The sequence below is a fragment of the uncultured Oscillibacter sp. genome (assembly GCF_900544955.1).
Classification (GTDB): Bacteria; Bacillota; Clostridia; order Oscillospirales; family Oscillospiraceae; genus Oscillibacter.
The window spans coordinates 1-21,070 of sequence record NZ_UQXD01000017.1 but is presented as its reverse complement, the minus strand read 5'-3'; the positions used below and the strand labels follow the sequence as shown (position 1 = coordinate 21,070).

Genomic DNA, 21,070 nt, shown 5'->3' with positions numbered 1-21,070 from the left:
GGAGGGCGGCCTTTTTTTGCGGCGGCGGGATCAGCGGGAGCGGATGCTCTCCCGGAGGACCAGGCGCACGTCGGGAATCACATAGTCGTAGGTGTCCACGCGGCCCTCCTCCGCCAGCTCGATGAGGCGGGCCACCGTCACCTTGGCGATCTCCTCGCAGGAGGTGGAGACCAGGGACAGGGGGGGCGTGGTGTAGAGGGCGGTGTCCACTTCGTCGATGCCGATGAGGGAGATATCCTCCGGAATCCGCAGTCCCAGGTCCCGGATGGCCTCGAAGGTGCCCATGAGCATGGTGGCGGAGCCGGCGCACAGGGCGGTGGGCAGGTCCTCCCAGCTGCGGCGCAGCAGCCGCTGGGTGGCGTTGTAGCCGCCGGCGCGGCGGTTGAAGGCGCCGTACTCCAGGTTCCGCTCCCGGTCGAAGGGGATGCCGGCGGCGGTGAGGGCCGCCTCAAAGCCCTCCAGCCGGTCCTGGACGGAGAGCTTGTTGGGCTCGCCGGTGACGTGGGCGATTTTGACGTGGCCCCGGCGCACCAGCTCCTCCCCGGCCAGGCGACCGCACTTGAAGTTGTCGTAGTTTACCACCAGAATGTTGGAGGAGGGGCTGCGCCGGATTTGGTTGTACAGCACCAGCTTGTACCCCCGGGCGGAGAACCGGGCCAACACGGTCTGGTCCAGGTGGTCGCCCATGATGATGCCGCCGGTGATGGTGCGGCTTTGAAACAGCCGGTCAATGTCCTCCATATTGTCCATGTGGACGATGTGGGTGAGGAGGTTGTAGCCGTGGCGGCTGGCGATGTCGATGGCGTAGGCGATATAGTCGTAGAAAAACTGGGAGCGGGAGATGGTGTAGGCGTCCTGGTTGGCGGCCAGGTCGATGATGAACAGGCCCAGGACCTTGTTCTGCTTGCCCGCCAGGTTCCGGGCGGCGGCATCGGGGAAGTAGTTGTGCTCCCGGATCACCGCCTCCACCCGCCGGCGGGTCTCCTCGGAGACGTTGCTGTGCCCGTTGAGGACCCGGGAGACCGTGGTCCTGGATACGTGGGCCAGTTTTGCAATTTCAAAGCTGTTCACCCAGCGTCCTCCTTTGCAGATGATGATACGGGCGGCCCGGGAACGTGCTTGGGGGAGCGCGGGGCGGCGCCGGTCGGGATCGAATTGATACAGCTGTGCACAATAATCTCTTTCATTTTATCAATTCTCGTCCCTTTGTCAATTCTTTTGTGGAATTTTTGTGTTTTGCCGCGGCGGGGTGGAAGAATGTGAACGGCCTTTTAACACAATGCACAAAGAATAGGAAAAAAACATAGAAAGAAGGACAATTGACACTAATTGGACGCGTGTAGTACAATGGGATTGCAAAAGCGGCGGCCAGTCCCCGAGGCCCCTCCCTTGCCGGGAGGCCGGGGGAGAAAGTGAACAGCGGAGGGGATGCGGGCGAGTTTGAAAGGGACAATTCGCTCCATTTTTACGCCGTGTATGAACACGTGTTTCACTCCGCGGGCACCCATGGTGCGGCGGCTGAACGAAAAGATGAAAAGGAGATCGTGAAGCAATGAAGAAGATGAAGAGGTTTCTTGCGGTTTTGATGGTTGGCGCCACGTTGTTCGGGCTGACCGCCTGCGGGTCCAAAAAGGAGGAGACCCCTCCCGCGGAGGGACAGCAGCAGCAGACTCCCGCGGAGCCCCCCGCCGCGGAGCCCATCGTGGTGCAGATCGCCTATGAGAACTTCCCCGGCGAGCCCACCGACCTGGCCTGCAACGAGTGGGCCCGCCTGATCGAGGAGAAGAGCGGCGGCACCATGAAGGCCGAGATTTTCCACTCCGGCCAGCTGGGCTCCAAGACCGATCTGCTGGACCAGATGCAGATGGGCGAGCCCGTCATCACCCTGGGCGACGGCTCCTTCTGGGCGGACTACGGCGCGCCGGAGCTGGCCATCACCTCCGCCCCCTACATCTATGACACCTGGGACCAGGCCTGGAAGCTGCTGGAGAGCGACTGGTACGACGAGCAGGTGGAGCTGCTGGCCCAGAACGGCCTGCGGGTCCTCACCGCCAACTGGGCCTACGGCGAGCGCAACATCATGACCACCCGCCCCGTCCGCAGCATTGAGGACATGAAGGGCCTGATTCTCCGCACCCCCAACACCACCAGCTACATGAGAGCCTTTGAGGCCATGGGCGCCGCCCCCACCGCCATGGCGCTGAACGATGTGTACACCGCCACCCAGCAGGGCACCATCGACGGCATGGAGAACCCCATGGCCACGCTGTACGGCCAGTCCTACTATGAGGTTGCCAAGTACATCACCCTGACCTCCCACGTGAAGATGCCCACCCAGTGGGTTTGCAGCGAGAGCTTCTTCCAGAGCCTGACCCCCGAGCAGCAGAAGGTTCTGACCGAGGCGGGCGACGAGGCCGGCCTGTACCAGAATGAGAAGCAGGACGAGATGCTGGCCCAGTACGTGGCGGACATGGAGAGCAACGGCGTGGAGATCATCGAGCTGTCTGAGGAGGAGCGGGCCAAGTTTGCCGACGCCGCCTCCGCGATCTACAGCGATCCCGACGTCACCGGCGCCTGGCGCGACGGCCTGTACGACATGGTTCGCGAGATTATGCAGTAAGGCCCAAACACGCATAGCAACTAAAATGACGTCTGAGATGCGGGGACAAGTCAATGGATTTGTCCCCGCATTCATATTCCGGGCGGCGCCCGCCGTCCGGAGGGGAGGAAGATGCTGATGAGACCCATTCATATCACAGCCGTGGAGATGGAGGACCGCCGCTTTCCCCTGGAAAACGGCGCCGGCTCCGACGCGGTGCACACCGTTCCCGTCTACGCCTACGCGGTATGCCGCCTGAAAACGGACACGCCCCTGGACGGCGTGGGCCTGGCCTTCACCCTGGGCAGCGGCAACGACCTGGTCTGCAAGGCCATCGGGTACCTGAGCGAGGCTCTGGTGGGCCGGGAGATTCACGAGCTGATGGCGGGCTACGGCCAGGTGTTCGCCGAGATCACGGACTCCCCCTGCTACCGCTGGCTGGGCCCCCACAAGGGCGTGGTTCATCTGGCGCTGTCCAGCATCACCAACGCCTGCTTTGACCTGTGGGCCAAGGCGGAGGGGGTGCCCCTGTGGAAGCTGCTGATCGGCCTGAAGCCGGAGGAGATCATCCCCCTACTGGACTTCCGGTACGTGGAGGACGTGCTCACCAAGGAGGAGGCCCTGGAGATCCTGCAAGACGGCTGGCAGGGCCGGGAGGAGCGGGAGACGGTGCTGCGCACCGGCTACCGCGGTTACGACACCTCCGTGGGCTGGTTCAACTACGCCGACGAGCTGGTGGTGGAGAACACGAAGCGGGCGCTGGAAAAGGGCTTTACCGCCATGAAGCTGAAGGTGGGCTCCGCAGACCCGGAGCGGGACATCCGCCGGGCGGCTCTGATCCGGCAGACCGCCGGGGACGCCGCCACCATCATGGTGGACGCCAACCAGCAGTGGACGCTGCACAAGGCGCTGAAGGTCATCGACCGGCTGCGGGACATCAACCCCTACTGGGTGGAGGAGCCCACGGACCCGGACGACGTGCTGGCCCACCAGACGCTGCGGCGGGCCTTCCATCCCATCCGCATCGCCCTGGGCGAGCATGTGCCCAATAAGGTGATCTTCAAGAACTATCTGCAGGCGGGCGCCATGGACATCAACCAGGTGGACGCCGTCCGGGTGGGCGGCATCTCCGAGTTCATCCTCATCAGCCTGATGTCCCGGAAGTTCGGCGTGCCGGTGATTCCCCACGTGGGCGACATGGGCCAGATTCATCAGCACCTGGTGCTGTTCAATCACATTGCGGTGGGACATCCCAATCTGTTCCTGGAGGCCATCCCCCATCTGCGGCAGTACTTCCAAAACCCGGTGGAACTGAAGGACGGCTACTACGCGGTGCCCCAGACCCCCGGCAGCAGCAGTGATTTCGCGGACTGAGCGGAGCGGGCTCCAAGCATGAAGAAGAAGGAGAGGAAACCATGCGAGAGAAAAAAGGCATGAAAATCCTGGGCAATCTGGACGTCACCATCGCCTGCGTGATGATGGTGGCCCTGATTGTCCTGACGTTTGTGGGCGTTTTGAAGCGGTATATCTTCCGCAGCCCCATCACCTGGCAGGAAGAGGTGCAGATGCTGCTGTTTTTGTGGGTGGTGTTCCTGGGGGGCAGCGCCGCCTTCCGGGCGGGCTCCCACATCGCCATTGAGATTGTGGTGGACGCCCTGCCCAAAAAGCTGGGCGCCCTGGTGGAGCGGTTCGACGTGCTGCTGCAGCTGGTGATCCTGGGGTATCTGTTCGTCCAGGAGCTGACCTACTACAACCAGCTGGTCTCCACCGGGAAGGTCACCAACCTGCTGCGCCTGCCCTATGGGATCGCCTATCTGGTGGTGCCCGTGGGCGGCGTGCTGATGATTCTCAGCATGCTCTTTGGCGCATACCGGGAGTTCGGCGGCAAAAAACAGGGAGAAGAGGAGGGAGAGGCATGAGTTTTGGAATTGCTGTGGCGCTGATCGCCATGCTGGTGCTGCTGTTCATCAAGGTCCCCGTGTTCCTCTCCGTCATCGCGGGCAGCGCCATCTACTTCTTCCTGAACCCCGGCGTCAGTTCCATGATTTTGGCCCAGCGGCTGGTGTCCGCCATTCAGAGCTCCTCCCTGCTGGCCATTCCCTTTTTCGTGTGCTCCGGCGTGTTCATGAACTACTCCGGCGTCACCCGCCGGATCATGGCCCTGTGCGACGTCCTCACCGGACGGCTGTGGGGCGGCCTGGCCCAGGTGAACGTGCTGCTGTCCACCCTGATGGGCGGCCTCTCCGGCTCCTCCCTGGCGGACGCCGCTATGGAGGCCCGGATGCTGGTGCCGGAGATGGAGAAAAAGGGCATGAGCAAGGCCTTCTCCTCCGTGGTCACCGCCGCCTCCGCCATGATTACCCCCATCATTCCCCCGGGCATCGCCATGATTCTCTGCGGGTCGCTGGCCAACGTCTCCATCGGCAAACTGTTCGTCTCCGGCATCGGCGTGGGCATTTTGCTGTGCGTGGGCGAGATGATCACCGTGTCCATCATCTCCAAGAAGCGGGGCTACGCCCCCAGCCGCCAGGGCAAGCTGGACTGGAGGGAGGCCGGCCCCATCATCAAGCAGGCCATCCTCCCCATGTGCCTGCCCATCATCATCATCGGCGGCGTGCGCCTGGGCGTGTTCACCGCCACCGAGGCCGGCGCCGTGGCCGTGGTGTACTCCATTATGCTGGGCCTGGTGTACCATGAGCTGGACTGGAAGACCATCAAAAACGGCCTGCGGGAGACGGTGCTCTCCACCGCCGGCATCATGCTCATCATCGGCGCCGCCTCCGCCTTGTCCTGGATTCTGACCAAGGAGCAGATCCCCCAGATGCTGACCCAGGGGATGCTGGAGATCAGCGGCAACAAGTACATCTTCCTGCTGCTGTGCAACCTGTTCCTGCTGTTTGTGGGCATGTTCATCGAGGGCAACGCCGCCATGATCATCCTGGTGCCGCTGCTGTTCCCCATCGCCGTGAACTACGGCATCAACGAGATCCAGTTCCTGATGATGTTCATCTTCAACATGGCCATCGGCTCCATGTCCCCGCCCATGGGCACGCTGATGTTCGTGGTCTGCGGCGAGACCAAGTGCAAGCTGAAGGACTTCATCGTGGAGAGCATCCCCTTCTATCTGGTGCTGATTATCGAGCTGCTGGCCCTGACCTTCATCCCCATCCTGACCACCGGCTTGGTGGACCTGATCTACTGAGCATCCCTTTCCGCTGCCGCCGAACGTTCTTTCGGCGGCAGCGCTTTTGTCCCCGTTGTGTCCTGGGACGGCATCTGGTACAATGGGGAAAGAGACGAGAGCAAACAGGAGGAAGCTATGGATACGAAAGACTTGAAGCCCGTCCGTCGGGGACGGCTGGCGGGCACGGGGGACTGGCGGCGCCAGTACCAGGCGTTAAAGGTCACCGCCGCCGAGGCCGCGGCCATGATCCGCAGCGGCGACGCGGTGGCCATGCCCGGCGCCGCCAGCTGGCCCTATGCGGTGGACGAGGCCCTGACGCGGCGGCTGCGGGCCACCGGCGGCCATATCGAGCTGGACGCCCTGTTCACGCCGGTGGACACGGTGCTGCTCCAGCCGGAGAACCGGGACCTGGTGGAGTACTACGTGAATTTCCTCTCGGCGGACCGGGGGCTGATCCCCCAGGGCAACGTCCGCTTTGTGCCCACCCACCTCAGTGAAAACGGCGACTGGATCTGCGCCCGCCGCCCGCGGGTGACGGTCATCACCTGCGCCCCGCCGGATGAAAACGGCTGGATGAGCCGCAGCATCTCCGCCTCCCATCTGGCCCGGGGGGTGATGGAGCAGAGCGAGGTAGTGATTGTGGAGGTGAACCCCCTGCTGCCGGTTTTGGCCAGCGAGGGGGAGGCCCACCTGCTGTTTCACGTGTCCGAGGCGGACGCCATCGTGGAGAGCAGCCACCCTCTGGCGGAGAACGCCCCGCCGCCCACGGCGGAGGTGGACCGGCTCATCGCCGGGCACATCGCGGAGATGGTGCCCGACGGGGCCTGCGTCCAGTTCGGCCAGGGCGGATTGCCCAATGCCATTGGCGAGTGCCTGGCCTACGCCGGGAAGCGGGACCTGGGGGTGCACACGGAGGTGCTGACCAACTGCGTCATGAAGCTGATGCGCCAGGGCGTGGTGAACAACAGCCGCAAGCAGCTGTGCCCCGGCCGGTCCGTGGGGGCCCTTGTGGTGGGGGACCAGGAGCTGTGGGCCTTTGCGGACCGCAACGAGGATCTGTGCTTCAAGGAGGTCAAATGGGTCAATAACCCCCGGAACATCTGCCAAAACGACGGGGTGGTGTCCATCAACAACGTCATCGAGATCGACCTCACCGGCCAGGCGGACGCGGAGAGCATCGGCCCTCGGATGTACTCGGGCACCGGCGGCCAGCTGGAGTGGCTCATCGGTGCCCAGTGGTCCAAGGGGGGGAAGAGCATCCTGGCCCTGCGGTCCAGCTACCGGGATAAGGCCGGGGTGCTGCGCAGCAAGATCAAGCCGGAGCTGACGCCCGGCAGCATCGTCACCAGTCCCCGGACCATGGTGCAGTACGTGGTGACGGAGTACGGCGTGGCGAACCTGAAATACAAGAGCTGCCGGGAGCGGGCCAAAGCCCTCATCGCCATCGCCCACCCGGACTTTCGCAAGGAGCTGGAGCAGCAGCTCCCCCTGTGAGAAAAGACAAGCGCGCCGCCCAACCGGGCGCGCTTGTCTTTTCCGGGGTGGCCTCTTTGGCGGCCTTTCCCGGGAAAACCCGCCGGGGCCGGACATCTTCCCCGATGGATGTCCGGTCCCGGTGGGTTTGGTATGTGAGAGAAGGGAGATAAGGTGGAGAGAAAGAGCGTTGTGAGGTGCTTTGACCGCGTGCCGGAGGAGAGGAAGGGAGAGACCGCTCGGCTCCGGTCGGGGAGACGCGGACGAAAGAGAGCTGTGTCAGCGCCGGTTAGACCGCCGCCAGATTTTCTGCTGCTGGGCGGCGGCGATGAGCTCCTCCCGGAAGTCCGGGTGGGCGATGGCGATGATCTTCTCCGCCCGCTCCCAGGTGGAGAGGCCGGAGAGCCGGGCCGTGCCGTACTCCGTCACCATGCAGGGGGCCTGGGTGCGGGGGGTGGTGATGACGTCCCCCTCGGTGAACCGGGGCAGGATGCGGGAGCGGAGCGTCCCCTGCTTGTCGGTGAAGGTGGAGCTCATGGCCAGGAAGGCCTGGCCGTGCTCGGCCATGTAGGCGCCGGTGACGAAATCCAGCTGGCCGCCGGTGCCGCTGATGTGGCGGATGCCGGAGGTCTCGGAGCACACCTGGCCGTAGAGGTCCATGGCGATGCAGCCGTTGATGGACACGAAGTGGTCCAGCTGGCGGATGGTCTCGGGGCTGTTCACGTAGCGCATGGGGGCGGAGAGGATGTCCAGGTTGCGGTCCAGGAACTGGTAGAGCTCCCGGGAGCCGGAGCAGATGGAGAAGACACCCTTGCCCCGGTTCAGCGTCTTTTTCTTGTTGGTGATCTTCCCCGCCTGGTAGAGCTTGAGATATCCGTCGCTCATCAGCTCCGTGTGCATGCCCAGGTCCTTCAAATCCGATTCCGCGATCAGCCCGCCCAGGGCGTTGGGCATGCCGCCGATGCCGATTTGCAGGGTGACGCCGTCGTAGAGATAGGGGAAGATGTTGGCGGCGATTTTCCGGTCGATGTCGCTGGCGCTGCCGCCGGGGGAGAGGCAGATGTCCTTGTGCCCCTCCACCACGTAGTCCACCTCGGAGATGTGGATGTGGTCCCCCTCGCAGCCGTAGATGACGGGCATGTGCTCGTTGACCTCCAGAATGATGTGCTCCGCCGCGTCCAGCATCTCCTGCATACAGCAGTTGGTGAGGCCGTAGCTGAAATAGCCCTTTTCATCCATGGGGGCCACGGAGACCATGGCCACGTTCACCGGGGCGTAGCCCCGGGCGTAATAGGACCCGCAGTCCCGGAACAGCATGGGGGAGAAGTAGGCCCGGCCCTGGTCCACGTACTTCCGGTCCAGGCCGGAGCAGTGCCAGGCGTTGTAGGTGAAGGCCCGCTGCTCGGGGTCCTGCTCCACCACCTGGATGGGCTTCATGGCGATGGCGTTGCGGACCTTGACATCCCGCAGCTCGTCCCGGCGCTGGGCCAGGGCGGCGTCCAGGGCCTCCGGGAAGGAGCAGGTCTGGCTGTAATCCACCCAGTCCCCGTCCTTCACCAGCTTCACGGCCTCCTCTGGGGAGACCAGCTTTTTTTGATATTCCTCGTACACGTTCATGGAATCGCTCCTTTCTCAGGCGGCCGGGGGCCGGCGCACCAGCAGTGTCAGCACCGCGCCCACGGCGGCAAACGCCGCGATGGCAATGAAGATGCCCAGATACGACCCGCCGCCGCAGAGGGGGCCCAGATAGGACGCGGCGATCAGGTTCAGGTTGATGATGCTGAAATTCAACGCGTAGTGCTTCCGGCCGAAGAAGTACGCGACAAAGGCGGAGTTGGTGGGGGTCACGCCGCCGTAGCCCAGCCCCACCAGCAAAAAGCCGGCGATGAGGACCGGCAGGCTGCCGGTGCGCAGGGAGGCGATGAGGACCCCGGTGGAGGCGGCGTACAGCACGCTGACGCCCAGCATGGCGGCCCGGTAGCCCACCATGTCGAAGAGCTGGCCGAAGAGGACCCGGCCCACGCCGTTGGCGATGGAGACAATACCGGCGATGGCGGCGGCCCGGGTGAGATCGCCGCCCACGAAGGAGGCGGCGTAGGGCGTGGACTCGTTGATGATGGCCAGGCCCGCGGCGGAGAGGAGGATGGCCCAGAGGAAATAGAGCCAAAAGTTCCGGCGGCGGAGCATCTCCCGCCAGGGCAGCTCCTCCACGGCGGCGGCCTTTTTCGGCCCGCCGGCGGCCATGGCCTCGGCGAAGGCGTCCTCCGCCGTGCGCAGCAGGGCCGCGCCCAGGAGCATGACGGCCGCGAAGGCGGCGGCGAAGATCAAAAAGGTGGTCCGCCAGCCCAGGGCGGTGATGAGGCCGGCCCCCAGGGTGCCCAGCAGCATGCCCCCGAAGCCGAAGCCCATCAGCGTGATGCCGGAGATGAGGCCCTGCTTGTCGGGAAACCACTTGACGATGGTGGAGATGGTGCTGTTGTAGCCAAGGCCCACGCCGAAGCCGCAGAATCCGCCGTAGGAGAGGTAGATGCCCGGCAGAGACTGGACGCGGGAGGCGGCGGCAAAGCCCACCAGCAGGCAGGCGGCACAGCAGACCAGGGTGAAGCGGGGGCCCTTTTTCCCAGTGACGATGCCGCTGACCAGGCCGCCCAGGCAGAACATCATCATGGAGATGGAGAAGGTGACGGAGGTCTGGGCCTTGCTCCAGCCGAACTCTGCCTCCAGCGGGGCCCGGAAGACGCTCCAGGCGTAGATGAGGCCCAGGCACAGCAGCAGCCCCACCCCCAGGATCAGATAGCCCCAGCGGGCTTTTTTCGCTTGTTCCCAGCGTTCTTGCATACCCATTCACCCTTTTTTTTGGAGATGGCGGGGGCGGCGGACCGCCCCCGCGGCGTGCTCAGAATACGGCGGTGCCGTTCCAGACGGCCTCGTGGTCGGGGATCTCGTTTTCCGGATAGACGTAGGCGATGCGGGAGACGTTGATGAGCTGCTCAAAGCCCAGGTTCTCCGAGACGGAGCAGCCGGCCCAGGAGCCGCAGCCCAGGGTGGCGGTGGGGCAGAGGCCGTTGGCCAGGGCGGGGTTGGCGGAGAAGACGCCGGGGCAGTTCACCAGCATCCGGCTCACCGGCAGGGTGGTGGCGGCGTACTCCACCAGCTCCTGGTTGTTGGAGTGGATGACGGAGGAGTGGCCCGCGCCCTCCATCAGGAGGTTGGCCTTGGCGATGCGGATGGCGTCGCGCACGTCCTCGCACTCGATGTGGACCGCCAGGGGGACCATCTTCTCCCGGCACAGCGGCTCGTCGGTGCCGTAGCGGTCCACCTTGATGACGATGATGGAGGTGTCCTCCGGGATGTCCAGCTCCAGCAGCCGGGCGATCTCCTGGACGCCCTGGCCCACGGGCTTGCCGTTGATGGGGCCCAGGCCGTTGGGGAAGAGGAGTTGCCGCGCCCGGTCCCGGACGGCGGGATCGTCGGTGTAGTAGACCTTCTCCGCCTTCATCAGCTCCACCACCTGGGCGGAGATGGACTTGGGGGTGATGAACGCCCGGTTGCAGGCGCAGATGATGCCGTTGTCGAACTTGCAGCCGAAGACCGTCTGGCCCACGGCGGCGGGGAGGTTGTCGTAGTCGGGGTCGAAGATGGTCTGGGAGTTGCCGGGGCCCACGCCGTAGGCGGGCTTGCCGCTGGAGTAGGCGGCCTTCACCATGTTGGGCCCGCCGGTGCCGAGAACGGTGTCGGAGGCGGCCATCATCATCTGAGTCAGCTCGATGTTGGGCTCCTCGGCGTACTGGAAGATGTTGTCCGGAGCGCCGGCCTTTTTCAGCGCCTCGTTAAAAATCTGGCAGGTGTGGACGGTGGATTTCTTGGCCCGGGGATGGGGGGCGCAGAGAATCACGTTGCGGCCCTTCAGGGCGTAGACGCCGTTGAAGAGAATGGTGATGTTGGGGTTGGTGGTGGGGATGACGCAGGAGATGATGCCCTTGGGATGGGCCACGAAGGTCAGGTGGCGGCGGGGGTCGTGGCCGATGATGCCCACGGACTTCTTGTCCTTGATGGCGTACCACACGCCGTCGGGAGAGCCGGTGTTCTTCACGATTTTGTCGGGGACGTTGCCGAGGCCCGTCTCCTCCACGGCCTCCTGGGCCAGCTCCTCCGCGTGGGCCCGGAAGGCCTCGCAGCAGACCCGGCACAGATGGTCGATCTGCTCCTGGGAGTAGTGCTCCAGCTCCGAGAGGGCCTTGCGCCCCTTGGCGACCATTTCGTTAACCAATGCCTGATTATCCATGATGTGTCTCCTTTTTTCAAATTCAGTGGGAAAAGACCGCTCCGGCGGCGCTCCCGGTGGGGAAGTGACCGCCGGAGCCGGAAGGGTAGGGTCAGCCGCCGATCTCAGCGCCCTGCTTCTTGGCAAGGTTCCTGCCGGCGATGGAGCAGATGAGCACCACCACGGAGGCGGCGGTCATCAGCAGGGAGGGAGCCGTCCAGTTGGCGGGGCTGGTGTTGCTGCCCGCCAGGGCGGTGATGACAGGGGTGGAGAAGAATACGCCGATGTAGTACAGGGTGTTCAGCAGGCCCATGCTCAGGCCGATCAGCTGGGGACGCTTTGCCAGCTGGGGGGTGAAGATGAACATGGAGGTCATAATCATGCCGCCGGGGACAATGCCTGTGGCCAGGGCGTAGGCCACGTAGGCCGCGGGGGAGGTGCCCAGGTACGGCATCCAGAAGCAGATGGCGGCGCAGAGCACGGCGCCGATGATGGCCGCGGTGAAGGGCTTGCCGGACTTGCCGATCACGATGCCGGAGATGATGCAGGTGGGAATGCCGATCAGGCCGTTGAGGCTGGCGTAGAAGGCGGAGGCCTGCTGGTCAATGCCGTAGGCCTGGAAGAGGGTGGCGTTGCAGGTGATGAAGCCGAAGAGCACGAAGGCCAGGCACAGCATGGAGAGGCAGGTCACCAGCAGCGCCGGGTTCTTGACGGCCTCCCCCAGGGTCCCGTCGCCGTCGCCGCCGGCGGCGGAGGGCTCCGCCTTGGGCACCTGGACGAACAGCAGCACCAGCACCAGGCAGATGGCGGCCAGAATGGCGATGGCCCACCAGAGGGTCTTCAGGTTGCCGGTGGATTTGTAGAGGGCCACGCTGGCGTTCATGCCGATGAAGTTGGCCGCCGCGGCGAAGGTGTTGAAAATGCCGGTGGCGGTGCCCACGGTGGCGCCGGTGAACCAGTGGTTGATCATGTCGATGCCCACGGTGATGATCAGGGCGTAGGAGATGCCCTCAATGATGCGGGAGAGCATGACCACGGTGAAGCTGCTGGTCATGGCGCCCAGCACGTTGCCCAGAACCAGGGTGCCCATCAGCACCAGCAGCATGTTCTTGGTGCCGGTGCGGGCCATGACGGCGGCGCCGGGGATGGAGAGCACGATGCCGGCCACGGTGAAGAGGCTCATCAGCATGGCGGCCTTGGTGACGTCCACGTTCAGCATGGCCGCCACGTCCCCCAGCACGGGGGAGATTTTCAGCTGGGAAAGGCTCACGGTGATGGCGGAGATCAGCAGGATAAAGAACATGCCCCACTTGTTTTTCATGGAATTTTCCTCCCTCTATATCATGGTGTATCGGAGCGGACGCCGGCTTATTCGATGCCGATGATGCGGGCGGCGTTCTGGTAGAAGAACTTGTCGGCCACCTCCGGCTTGTCGGCAAAGGCGTCCTCGGCGTACTTCACGCTCCAGGTGCAGGTGTCAAAGGGCCAGTCGGTGGCGAACATGATCCGGTCCTCGCCGAAGAGCTCCAGCATCAGGTGCATGCCGTCCACGCCGCGGTGGCTGGACTCCACGTACACGTTCTTGCAGCCCAGCTTCCCCACCAGTTCCGCCAGGGCCTCCAGCTCACCGCCGCAGCTGCCGCCGCCGTGGGCGGGGACCCACACGTAGTCGGGGTACTTCTTCAGAATATCCAGGGTGTAGTGCAGGGCGCCGAACTCCGCGTTGGTCAAGGGCAGCCAGGGGGAGTCGGGCTTGTAGTAGTCGTTGACGCCGCAGTGGTAGGTGATGGGCATGCCCAGCTCGCCGAACAGCTCGATGGGGCCCTCGCAGCGCTTGTCGGTGATGGAGATGTTCTGGATGATGGGGTGGAGCTTCAGGCCCTTGGCGCCCTTGGCGATGTCGGCCTTCAGCTTCTCCATCATCTGCTCGTCGGGCAGGTCGAAGTCCGGGCAGGTGAAGGGGATGAACCGGGGGTCCAGCTTGGAGGCGGCCAGGGCCTCTTCAAAGCTGGTGTTGGGCATGATGGGCATGGAGACCATGTAGTTGATGCCCGCGGCGTCCATGATCTCGCCGCTGGTGAAGATGTTGGCCCGCTCCCAGATGCGGACCTGGCCGGCGTCGATCAGCTTGTTCTGGGCCTCCACGTCGGCCACGATCAGCGGGCGGGTGTAGCCGGATTCCTCCAGATCCTTGAAGGGGTCGAACCCGGTGAAGCCCGGCGGGGGCGGCACAAAGCCGGGGCGCTTGAAGGCGATGTTCTTGTTCTCGTGGAAGATATCGCCCAGGTGGGTGTGGAAGTCGATGATGCGTCTTTTCATGTGAAATACTCCTCTCTTCTATTCCGCTGGGGAATGCAGACTTATGCCTCGTAAACCACCTTGCCGTTGCAGATGGTCATGACCACGTTGGCGGAGCCCACCTCTTCGGCGGGGCAGGTCATCACGTCCTTGTCGAGAATCTGGAAGTCCGCCACCTTGTTGACCTCGATGGAGCCCCGGACGTGCTCCATGTGCTCTTGGTAGGCGCCGTTGATGGTGTACAGCCGGATGGCGTCCTCCCGGTTCATGGCCAGGTCCGGCCGGGCGCAGTAGCCGTCGGCGGTGGTGCGGGTCAGGCAGAACTGCATGCCCTGGCGCCAGTTCATGGAGAAGCAGGTGGAGTCGGAGCCGCCGGTGAGGACGGCGCCCAGATCCGTGTAGCCCTGGTAGTCGAAGATCTCCTCCTTGTCGGTGAGGACGGGGGTGTTCCAGCCGAAGACGATGTTGGCGGCGGTGGGCTGAATGGCGGCCAGCACGCCGTTTTTCACCATTTTGGCGGCCAGGGCCTTGGTGGTGTCGTCGCAGTGGATCAGGAAGTGGCGCAGGTCCTTGCCGGGATAGAGCTGGTTGGCCCGGGCAAAGCCCTCCACGCAGGCGTCCATGGACCCGCCGCCGCAGGAGTGGATGGCGATCTGCCAGCCCATGCGGTGCAGCTCGATGATGGTGCGCTGAACCTCCTCAATCAGTTCGTCCTCCTCCAGGCCCCAGGCGGTGACGAAGGAGCCCTCGGGCCGGACGCCCCTGCGCTGCCAGGTGGGGCCGCCCAGGTCCACGAAGAACTTGATGGCGTCGGCCTTCACCCAGTTGCGGTCCTGGAAGACGGGAAGCTTGGCGCGGTCGGTGCCCCGGATGATGGCGTCGTAGCTCTCGGCGCCCTGGACGGCGGAGAAGACGTTGATGGAGACCCGGGCGGTCAACTGGCCCTTTTCGGCCATCTTCTCGTAGATTTCGATGGGCCGGGTGCCCCAGGTGCCCCGGAACACGTGCTCGCCGCCCTCGCCCAGGATGTCGGTGTGGGAGGTGATGCCCTCCTTGTTCAGGGCGTGCTGGACGTTGCGGATGGCCTCCTCCAGCTCCGCGTCGGAGAGGATGGGGCACTTTTCGCACAGGACGTTCTGGGCGCCCCACTCGTGGAACCGGCCGATGGGCTCGCCGCTCTCGTCCCGGTCAATCATCCCCACGCTTGCGGGAATCTCGGGATAGTGGCGGTCGATGCCGGCGATCTCCAGGGCCTTGGAGTTGCAGACCATGGAGTGGAGGGAGAAGTCGGTGAGGACCACGGGGGTGTCCGGGGAGACGGGGTCCAGGTCGTAGCGGTTCATGATGCGGCCCTCGGCGGCCAGCTCCTTGATGTTGCCGTCCACAAAGCCGCAGCCGAAGACCCACTCGCCGGGGCCGGCCTTTTCACAGGCGGCCTTCACCTTGGAGAGAATTTTCTCCATGCAGTCGTAGGAGGGGCCGGAGAAATCCAGGAAGGAGGGGGACAGGGTATAGCCGGTATGTACCGCGTGCATGTGGGAGTCGTTGGCGCCGGGGAGCACCAGGCGGCCTCCGGCGTCGATCACCTTGGTGTCCGGGCCGATGTAGGCCTCCATCTCGGCGTCGGTGCCCCGGTCGATGATCCAACCGTCCCGGACGGCCACCGCCTCTACATAGTTGAAATTCTTGTCCACCGTGGCGATCTTGCCATGCTTCAAAACCAGATCAGCGCTCACCATTTTCTTGACCTCCTTCATCATATAGGGTCCGGACCGCCGCCGGCCCGGACCGGACCATGCTGGGATGTTACCCATACTGTAGCGCCCCCGGGGAGAAACCTCTTGTAAAAAACGGAACCGGCCTCAGGCGCCGCCGGCGCGGTGGAGGCTCTGGCAGTAGTGCAGGGGGGTGTCCCCGGTGTAGAGCCGGAACTCCCGGTTCAGGTGGGACTGGTCGAAATACCCGTTTTCAAACACCACGTCCGCGATCTCCGGCGGCTCCTCCCGGGAGAGCATCCGGATGGCGTTTTGGACCCGGATGATGTTGGAGTAGCGCTTGATGGAGATGCCGTGGGCCTCCTTGAACTTCTCCCGGCAGTAGCGGCCGGTGTAGCCGGTGTAGTCCGCCAGGTCCTCCACCCGCAGGTTGCCGAAGGCGCGGCACATCTTCAGCTCCGCGTATTCCACAAAGTCCGGGTGGTAGCCCGTATCCGCCAGGGTCTCCAGGGCGAAGCCCCGGATGGCCTGGACCCGCTCGGCAAAGCTGGCGGCCTGGTCCAGCTGCTCCAGAATGCGGCCGCAGGGGGTCAGGTCCCCCAGGTCCGTCCGCTGCTCCCGCAGCTCCGTCCACGGGGCGGTGAGGCTGCGCATCCCCTTGGTGCTGTAGGGCTTGAAGCCGAAGTACACCGCGTCGGGGGCCAGCTCCAGCGTCACGGGGGCGGTCTGCACGCCGGTGACCACGGCAGAGGGGCCGGTCTGGTCCAGGCGGAAGAGGAAGTCCAGGCAGGCGTCGGGCACCACCTGGATGCGCCTGGCCTCCCGTCCGGTGCGGAACTCATAGCACAGCGCCAGGTTTTTGACGGAGAAGGGGTTCCATTTGACGAGCTGCTCCCGGTAGGAGACCTGCCGCTTCAGGGCGGGCTGCTGGGGTACCGCCGGCTGGGCGGGGAGAGGATGGCACATAAGGGTCCCTCCAATCGTTCATTTCCGCTGGGCGGGCGCCGTGTCCCGCAGCCGCAGGGAGATCAAAAAGGAAAGCAGGTTGGTGAAGCCGAAGGCGAAGAGGCTCCACTTCAGGCCGAACACGTGGGCAGCCACCGGGTCTGCCGCCGGGGCCGCGGCGGCCAGGGCGGTGGTGAGCCATCCGCCCAGCACCGGGGAGACGAAGCCCGCGGCGAAGCCGCAGGAGGAGATCAGGGCGAAGGCGGCCCCCACCCGGGAGGGGGTCATCTCCTCCATCTCCATGGGCATGGCGTACATCACCGGCATCCACATGCCGTTGCCCAGGCCGAAGATCGCCGCCCCGGCGATGCCCAACCACACGGAGAGGCCGATGCCCAGGGTCAGCACCAGAATGCCCAGCAGCTTGAGGACCTGCCCGGCGGCCAGGATGGGCTTGCGCATCCCGGTGGCGCTCATGAGAAGGCCGCCCAGGGCGCCCCCCGCCAGGCCCACCGCCGGGAAGGCCAGCGCCGCCCAGACTCCCGCCTGGTTCTCGCCCATGCCCCCGGCCTCCGCCAGGAAGGTGGGCAGCAGTACCACGATGTAGGAGTAGCAGAAGAAGTCCAGCACGAAAATCCAGCACAGCAGCCGGATGTCCCGGTGGCGCAGCAGCAGCCCGTAGACGCCCCGCTCCTCTGGCGCCCCCGGTGTTGGGGCGGGCAGGTCCCGCTCCCGCACCAGGGCGGTCCACAGCGCCAGCAGCGCCAGCAGCCCCACGCCCCAGATGCCCAGGGCCACCCGCCAGGACCCGCCCAGGGCCCGGGTCAGGGGCAGCATGATGGAAAAGCTGATGACGGTGCCGATGAAGGGGAACATGCCGTTGAGGGTGTTCATCCGGGCCCGTCCCCCTTCGCCGTACCAGTTCATGATGGCGGAGCCGATGAAGGGGATGGCCAGTCCAAAGCCCACGGAGAACAGCACCCGCCCCGCCAGGAACAGCAGGTAGGTCCCGGCGGCGAAGTTCAGCAGCGTGCCCGCCGCCAGAAACGCCAGCGCCCAGGTGAAGAGCCGCCGGGTGCCCAGCCGCCCCTCCAGCCGCCCGCCCAGCAGGGAGGCGCAGATGGTCATGGGGTGGATGATGGAGACGCACAGGTTCAAAAGGGCGTCGTTGCCGCCCAGATGGTAGCCCTCCCGCAAAACGCCCAGAATGGGGGAGGGGGCCATTTGCAGGATGTAGGCGATGCCGATAGACACCACCGCCAGGGCCGTCACCAGGGGCAATTTTTTGGGATTCATACCAACACTTCCTTTTTTTACAAGGCTTTTGAACGGCGCCGTGGGAAAATGATCCCGGGGGAGCATTCCCACCATTGATGCAGGAGGTCGTTTGTTATGACGAATCAGGAAATTGAGCAGGTCCGGGAGGTTGTGCAGCGGTATATCACCGGCACCTACCAGGCGGATGTGGAGATGCTGGCCGGGGTGTTCCATCCCCAGGCCCGGATGACCGGCTATCTGGGGGACACCCTGCTGCTGGGTACGCCGGAGCCCTTCTTGCAGGATATGGCCTCCGCACCCTCCATGGAGTCCACCGGGGCGCCCTACCACGCGGAAATCCGGGAGCTGACCGTCACCGGGCCCATCGCCTCCGTGGTCCTCTATGAGACCGGCTTCCGGGGAGACGGGGTGCTGGAGGACCATTTCCAGCTGCTGCTGGAGAACGGGAAGTGGTCCATCATCTCCAAGAATTTCACCACGCTGTAACCTGTTTCGGAGGCCAGCCCTCACCGCCGCGTGTTGGGAAGCGGTGAAGGCTGGCGGGCGTGCGGTTGGCCCCGCGCCTCTCCTGACTGTATCTTACGGGGTCTGCCGAAGGTTTTGCACTATCACAAGTGATAGTCCGGTTGATAGTTCTGCACAATCAAACCGACTGTTCCTATCATGTATATGTGCGAAACGTCAAAAAAATCCAATCCGGCCCGTCAAATTGTGCAGAAACTTTCCTGAGGGCGGGCCGGGTGCTATACTGTGGGTAATGCCACGGGAAGGAAGGGACCCTTATGAAAGACTTGCTGCCTCAGCTGCTGGCGCGTCCCCGCCTGAACCGTCAATTGGAGCACATGTTCACCTACCCGCTGACGGTGATTCAGGCGCCCATGGGCTTTGGGAAGACCACCGCCATCCGGGAGTTTATCCGTATGAACCGGCTCTCGCCCATATTCCTCCCGCTGATGGGCTCCGGCAGCTCCCTGGCCTACTGCTGGGAGCGGATCACCGCCAAGGTCCGCAAGGAGAACCCGGAGCTGGGGGACCAGCTGCTGGGCCTGGGCTTCCCCGAAGACGCCCCCCGGGCCGCCAAAATTGTGGAGGTGCTGGAGGACTGCGCCTTCTCCCAGCCCAAATTTCTCATCATCGACGACTACCAGCTCATCGACTGCCCCCAGGCCGCCAGTATACTGGCCATGGTGGCGGGGGAGAGGATTCAAAATCTCCACATTGTGCTCCTGGCCCGGGAGATGCCGGCGCTGCCGGTGGCGGAGCTGGCCCAGAAGCAGCTCTGCTGGGTGGTGAGCCAGGAGGACCTGCAGTTCCGGCCGGAGGAGGTGGACGCCTACTTCCGCCTGCTGAACACCCCCCTCTCCCCGGAGGAAGTCCGCCGGATCACCCGGTGGACCGGCGGCTGGATTTCCGGGCTGTACCTGATCGGCCGCGGTCTTCAGCAGGGCATTGCCCGGCAGGAGGGGGAGGAGACGGCGCTGGAGCGGAGCAGCGGCGGCATCGAGCGGCTGCTGGAGCTGAACCTGTACAGCACCTACGACCAGCGGACCCGCACCTTCATGGAAAAGCTGTCCTTCCTGGACGCCTTCACCCCGGAGCAGGTGGCCTATGTCTTTGACGACCAGACCGCCCCGGCCTTCCTCTTCACCCTGGTGCAGGGCAACGCCTTCCTCTCCTACAGCCGCTCCGCCAAGGCCTATCAGATGGCGGACCTGCTGCGGGACTTTTTGCAGAAGAAGGCCCGGCAGAACGGCTTTGACCCCACGGAGCTGTACCGCCGCATGGGCCGCTGGTTTCTGGACCGGGGCAAGCGCATCCTGGCCTACGACTACCTCTACCGGGGCGGGGATGTGGAGACCATTCTGGAGACGCTGAACCGGGGGGATTACATCGACGTGCAATTCGCCCAGTTCCCCCAGATCCACATGATTTTCGAGGGGCTGCCGGAGGACGTGTTCTTCCGCTACCCGCTGGCGGCGCTGCAGCACATCCGGGTAAAGGCCCTCACCGGCGGACTGGAGGAGCGGCAGGTGGTGGACGATCTCCTGGCCCGGATGGAGCGGCACTACTTACAGGCGGACATGCCGGAGGAGCTGCGCAGCCGCATCCTGGGGGAGATTCACAACACCTGGATTTTCCCCTCTTTCAACGACGCCCGGGCCATGGTGGACCACGCGGCCAAGGCGGTGACCTTCTTCCGGGGGCGGTACTCCTGCCTGGTCAGCAATGAGACGGAGTTCACCTTCGGCGCTTCCAGCCTGCTGTACTGCTACTACACCCGCGCCGGGGAGCTGGGGGAGACGGCGGCCTTCCTCTCCCGGAATTTCCACATTCTGGCCCAGGCGGTGGAGGGCTGTGGCTCCGGCAGCGAGTCTCTGGCGCTGGCGGAGTACGCCCTGGAGACGGCGGACACCGGCGAGGTGACGGTGAACGCCTATAAGGCCATCTACGAGTCCCGGCTTTACCGCCAGGTGTGCATCGAGCTGTGCGCCACCTTCGCCCTGTGCCGCCTGGCCGTGGCCCAGGGGCGGGAGGCGGAGGCGGACCGCCTGCTCAGCCAGCTGGCCGCCACGGTGGAGGCGGAGCACAACAGCGTCTTCAACACCACCCTCACCATCTGCGTGGCCTATCTGGACTGCTGCCGGGGGCGGCCGGAGCGGGTGCCGGAGTGGCTGCGCCAGCGGGATCTGGGCCAGGGGGCCTTCATGTACCGCAGCCTGGGATTTCACGACATCGTCACCGGCTTTTGCGCCATGCGGGAGAAGCGGTACGTGCAGCTGGCGGTGTACTGCGGCGCCTTCCAGCGGAACTGGCACGCCTTCGGCTGCCAGATGGGCCTGATCTACAACGGCATCTTTCAGGCTGCGGCGGACCACGCCCTCTCCGGGGCGGAGCGGGGGGCGGAGTCCCTCTGCCGGGCCCTGGACATCGCGGTACAGGACGGCGTGGTACTGCCCTTCGCCGAGTGCGGGGAGGAGGTGCTCCCCCTGCTGGAGCAGCCCCTCGTCCGGGGGCGGTACCCGGCGGCGTTTTTGGAGAGACTGGAGGAGGCGTGCCGGAGCCACCTGGCCAACCGGGCCGCCCGGGAGACGGCAAAGGTCCAGCTCAGCGAGCGGGAGGGGGAGATTCTCCGGCTGCTGAGCGAGAGCCGCAGCCACGGGGAGATCGCCGCCCAGCTGTACATCTCCGTGCCCACGGTCCGCTACCACATCAAGAACATCTACCAGAAGCTGGGCGTGAACAACAAGGTGGCCGCCCTGACCAAGGCCCGGGACCTGCGGCTGCTGGACTGAACCATCGGGCGGCGTCCCGCA

At 64.7% G+C, this 21,070-nt stretch carries 16 protein-coding genes; 7 read left to right on the top strand and 9 right to left on the bottom strand.

The features are described 5' to 3' along the window. Positions 1 to 30 precede the first annotated feature (30 nt). Positions 31 to 1,071: a LacI family DNA-binding transcriptional regulator gene (locus QZS21_RS05790; RefSeq protein WP_295581236.1), complete on the bottom strand. Its 1,041-nt coding sequence runs from the start codon at positions 1,069 to 1,071 to the stop codon at positions 31 to 33. Between the two features lie 490 nt (positions 1,072 to 1,561). On the opposite strand from QZS21_RS05790, the gene QZS21_RS05785 reads away from it, so the two are divergent. The 5 genes from QZS21_RS05785 to QZS21_RS05765 all read left to right on the top strand — a co-directional run bounded on the left by QZS21_RS05785 (position 1,562) and on the right by QZS21_RS05765 (position 7,277). After that, on the top strand, positions 1,562 to 2,620 hold the full coding sequence (locus QZS21_RS05785) for a C4-dicarboxylate TRAP transporter substrate-binding protein (RefSeq protein WP_295581234.1): 1,059 nt from the start codon (positions 1,562 to 1,564) through the stop codon (positions 2,618 to 2,620). 117 nt (positions 2,621 to 2,737) lie between these two features. After that, positions 2,738 to 3,973 (top strand): enolase C-terminal domain-like protein, encoded by a 1,236-nt coding sequence (locus tag QZS21_RS05780; protein WP_295581232.1) that lies wholly within the window; start codon positions 2,738 to 2,740, stop codon positions 3,971 to 3,973. A 41-nt stretch (positions 3,974 to 4,014) separates the two neighbouring features. Continuing rightward, positions 4,015 to 4,518: a TRAP transporter small permease gene (locus tag QZS21_RS05775; RefSeq protein WP_295581230.1), complete on the top strand. Its 504-nt coding sequence runs from the start codon at positions 4,015 to 4,017 to the stop codon at positions 4,516 to 4,518. Continuing rightward, entirely contained in the window at positions 4,515 to 5,801 is a 1,287-nt protein-coding gene (locus QZS21_RS05770) for a TRAP transporter large permease (protein WP_295581228.1), read from the top strand. Before QZS21_RS05775 ends, QZS21_RS05770 begins: the two co-directional genes overlap by 4 nt. A 117-nt stretch (positions 5,802 to 5,918) precedes the next feature. After that, on the top strand, positions 5,919 to 7,277 hold the full coding sequence (locus QZS21_RS05765; RefSeq protein ID WP_295581226.1) for an acetyl-CoA hydrolase/transferase family protein: 1,359 nt from the start codon (positions 5,919 to 5,921) through the stop codon (positions 7,275 to 7,277). A 258-nt stretch (positions 7,278 to 7,535) separates the two neighbouring features. On the opposite strand, the gene QZS21_RS05760 is transcribed toward QZS21_RS05765, so the two are convergent. From QZS21_RS05760 to QZS21_RS05725, 8 genes are all read right to left on the bottom strand, one after another. After that, complete coding sequence (locus QZS21_RS05760; RefSeq protein WP_295581224.1) at positions 7,536 to 8,873, bottom strand: acetyl-CoA hydrolase/transferase family protein; 1,338 nt, start codon at positions 8,871 to 8,873, stop codon at positions 7,536 to 7,538. 15 nt (positions 8,874 to 8,888) lie between these two features. Further along, complete coding sequence (locus tag QZS21_RS05755; protein ID WP_295581222.1) at positions 8,889 to 10,094, bottom strand: MFS transporter; 1,206 nt, start codon at positions 10,092 to 10,094, stop codon at positions 8,889 to 8,891. Positions 10,095 to 10,152: 58 nt separating this feature from the next. Further along, the gene (locus QZS21_RS05750) at positions 10,153 to 11,541 is read right to left on the bottom strand and encodes an aldehyde dehydrogenase family protein (RefSeq protein WP_295581220.1); all 1,389 of its coding nucleotides are present in this window, start codon (positions 11,539 to 11,541) and stop codon (positions 10,153 to 10,155) included. Positions 11,542 to 11,632: 91 nt separating this feature from the next. Continuing rightward, a complete protein-coding gene (locus QZS21_RS05745) occupies positions 11,633 to 12,841 on the bottom strand; it encodes a CynX/NimT family MFS transporter (protein WP_295581218.1) in 1,209 nt (402 codons plus the stop codon). 47 nt (positions 12,842 to 12,888) lie between these two features. Next, the gene (locus QZS21_RS05740; protein WP_295581216.1) at positions 12,889 to 13,839 is read right to left on the bottom strand and encodes an amidohydrolase family protein; all 951 of its coding nucleotides are present in this window, start codon (positions 13,837 to 13,839) and stop codon (positions 12,889 to 12,891) included. A 41-nt stretch (positions 13,840 to 13,880) separates the two neighbouring features. Beyond that, positions 13,881 to 15,557: an amidohydrolase gene (locus tag QZS21_RS05735; protein WP_295581214.1), complete on the bottom strand. Its 1,677-nt coding sequence runs from the start codon at positions 15,555 to 15,557 to the stop codon at positions 13,881 to 13,883. A 123-nt stretch (positions 15,558 to 15,680) separates the two neighbouring features. After that, on the bottom strand, positions 15,681 to 16,499 hold the full coding sequence (locus tag QZS21_RS05730) for a helix-turn-helix transcriptional regulator (protein ID WP_295581212.1): 819 nt from the start codon (positions 16,497 to 16,499) through the stop codon (positions 15,681 to 15,683). An 18-nt stretch (positions 16,500 to 16,517) separates the two neighbouring features. After that, positions 16,518 to 17,774, bottom strand: coding sequence for an MFS transporter (locus QZS21_RS05725; protein WP_295581210.1), 1,257 nt, complete (start codon positions 17,772 to 17,774; stop codon positions 16,518 to 16,520). A 96-nt stretch (positions 17,775 to 17,870) separates the two neighbouring features. Here QZS21_RS05725 and QZS21_RS05720 point away from each other — a divergent pair, with 96 nt between their 5' ends. Continuing rightward, complete coding sequence (locus QZS21_RS05720; protein WP_295581208.1) at positions 17,871 to 18,242, top strand: nuclear transport factor 2 family protein; 372 nt, start codon at positions 17,871 to 17,873, stop codon at positions 18,240 to 18,242. A 296-nt stretch (positions 18,243 to 18,538) separates the two neighbouring features. After that, positions 18,539 to 21,049 carry a LuxR C-terminal-related transcriptional regulator gene (locus QZS21_RS05715; RefSeq protein ID WP_295581206.1) on the top strand — a complete coding sequence of 837 codons (2,511 nt, stop codon included), beginning with the start codon at positions 18,539 to 18,541 and terminating at the stop codon, positions 21,047 to 21,049. Positions 21,050 to 21,070 lie beyond the last annotated feature (21 nt).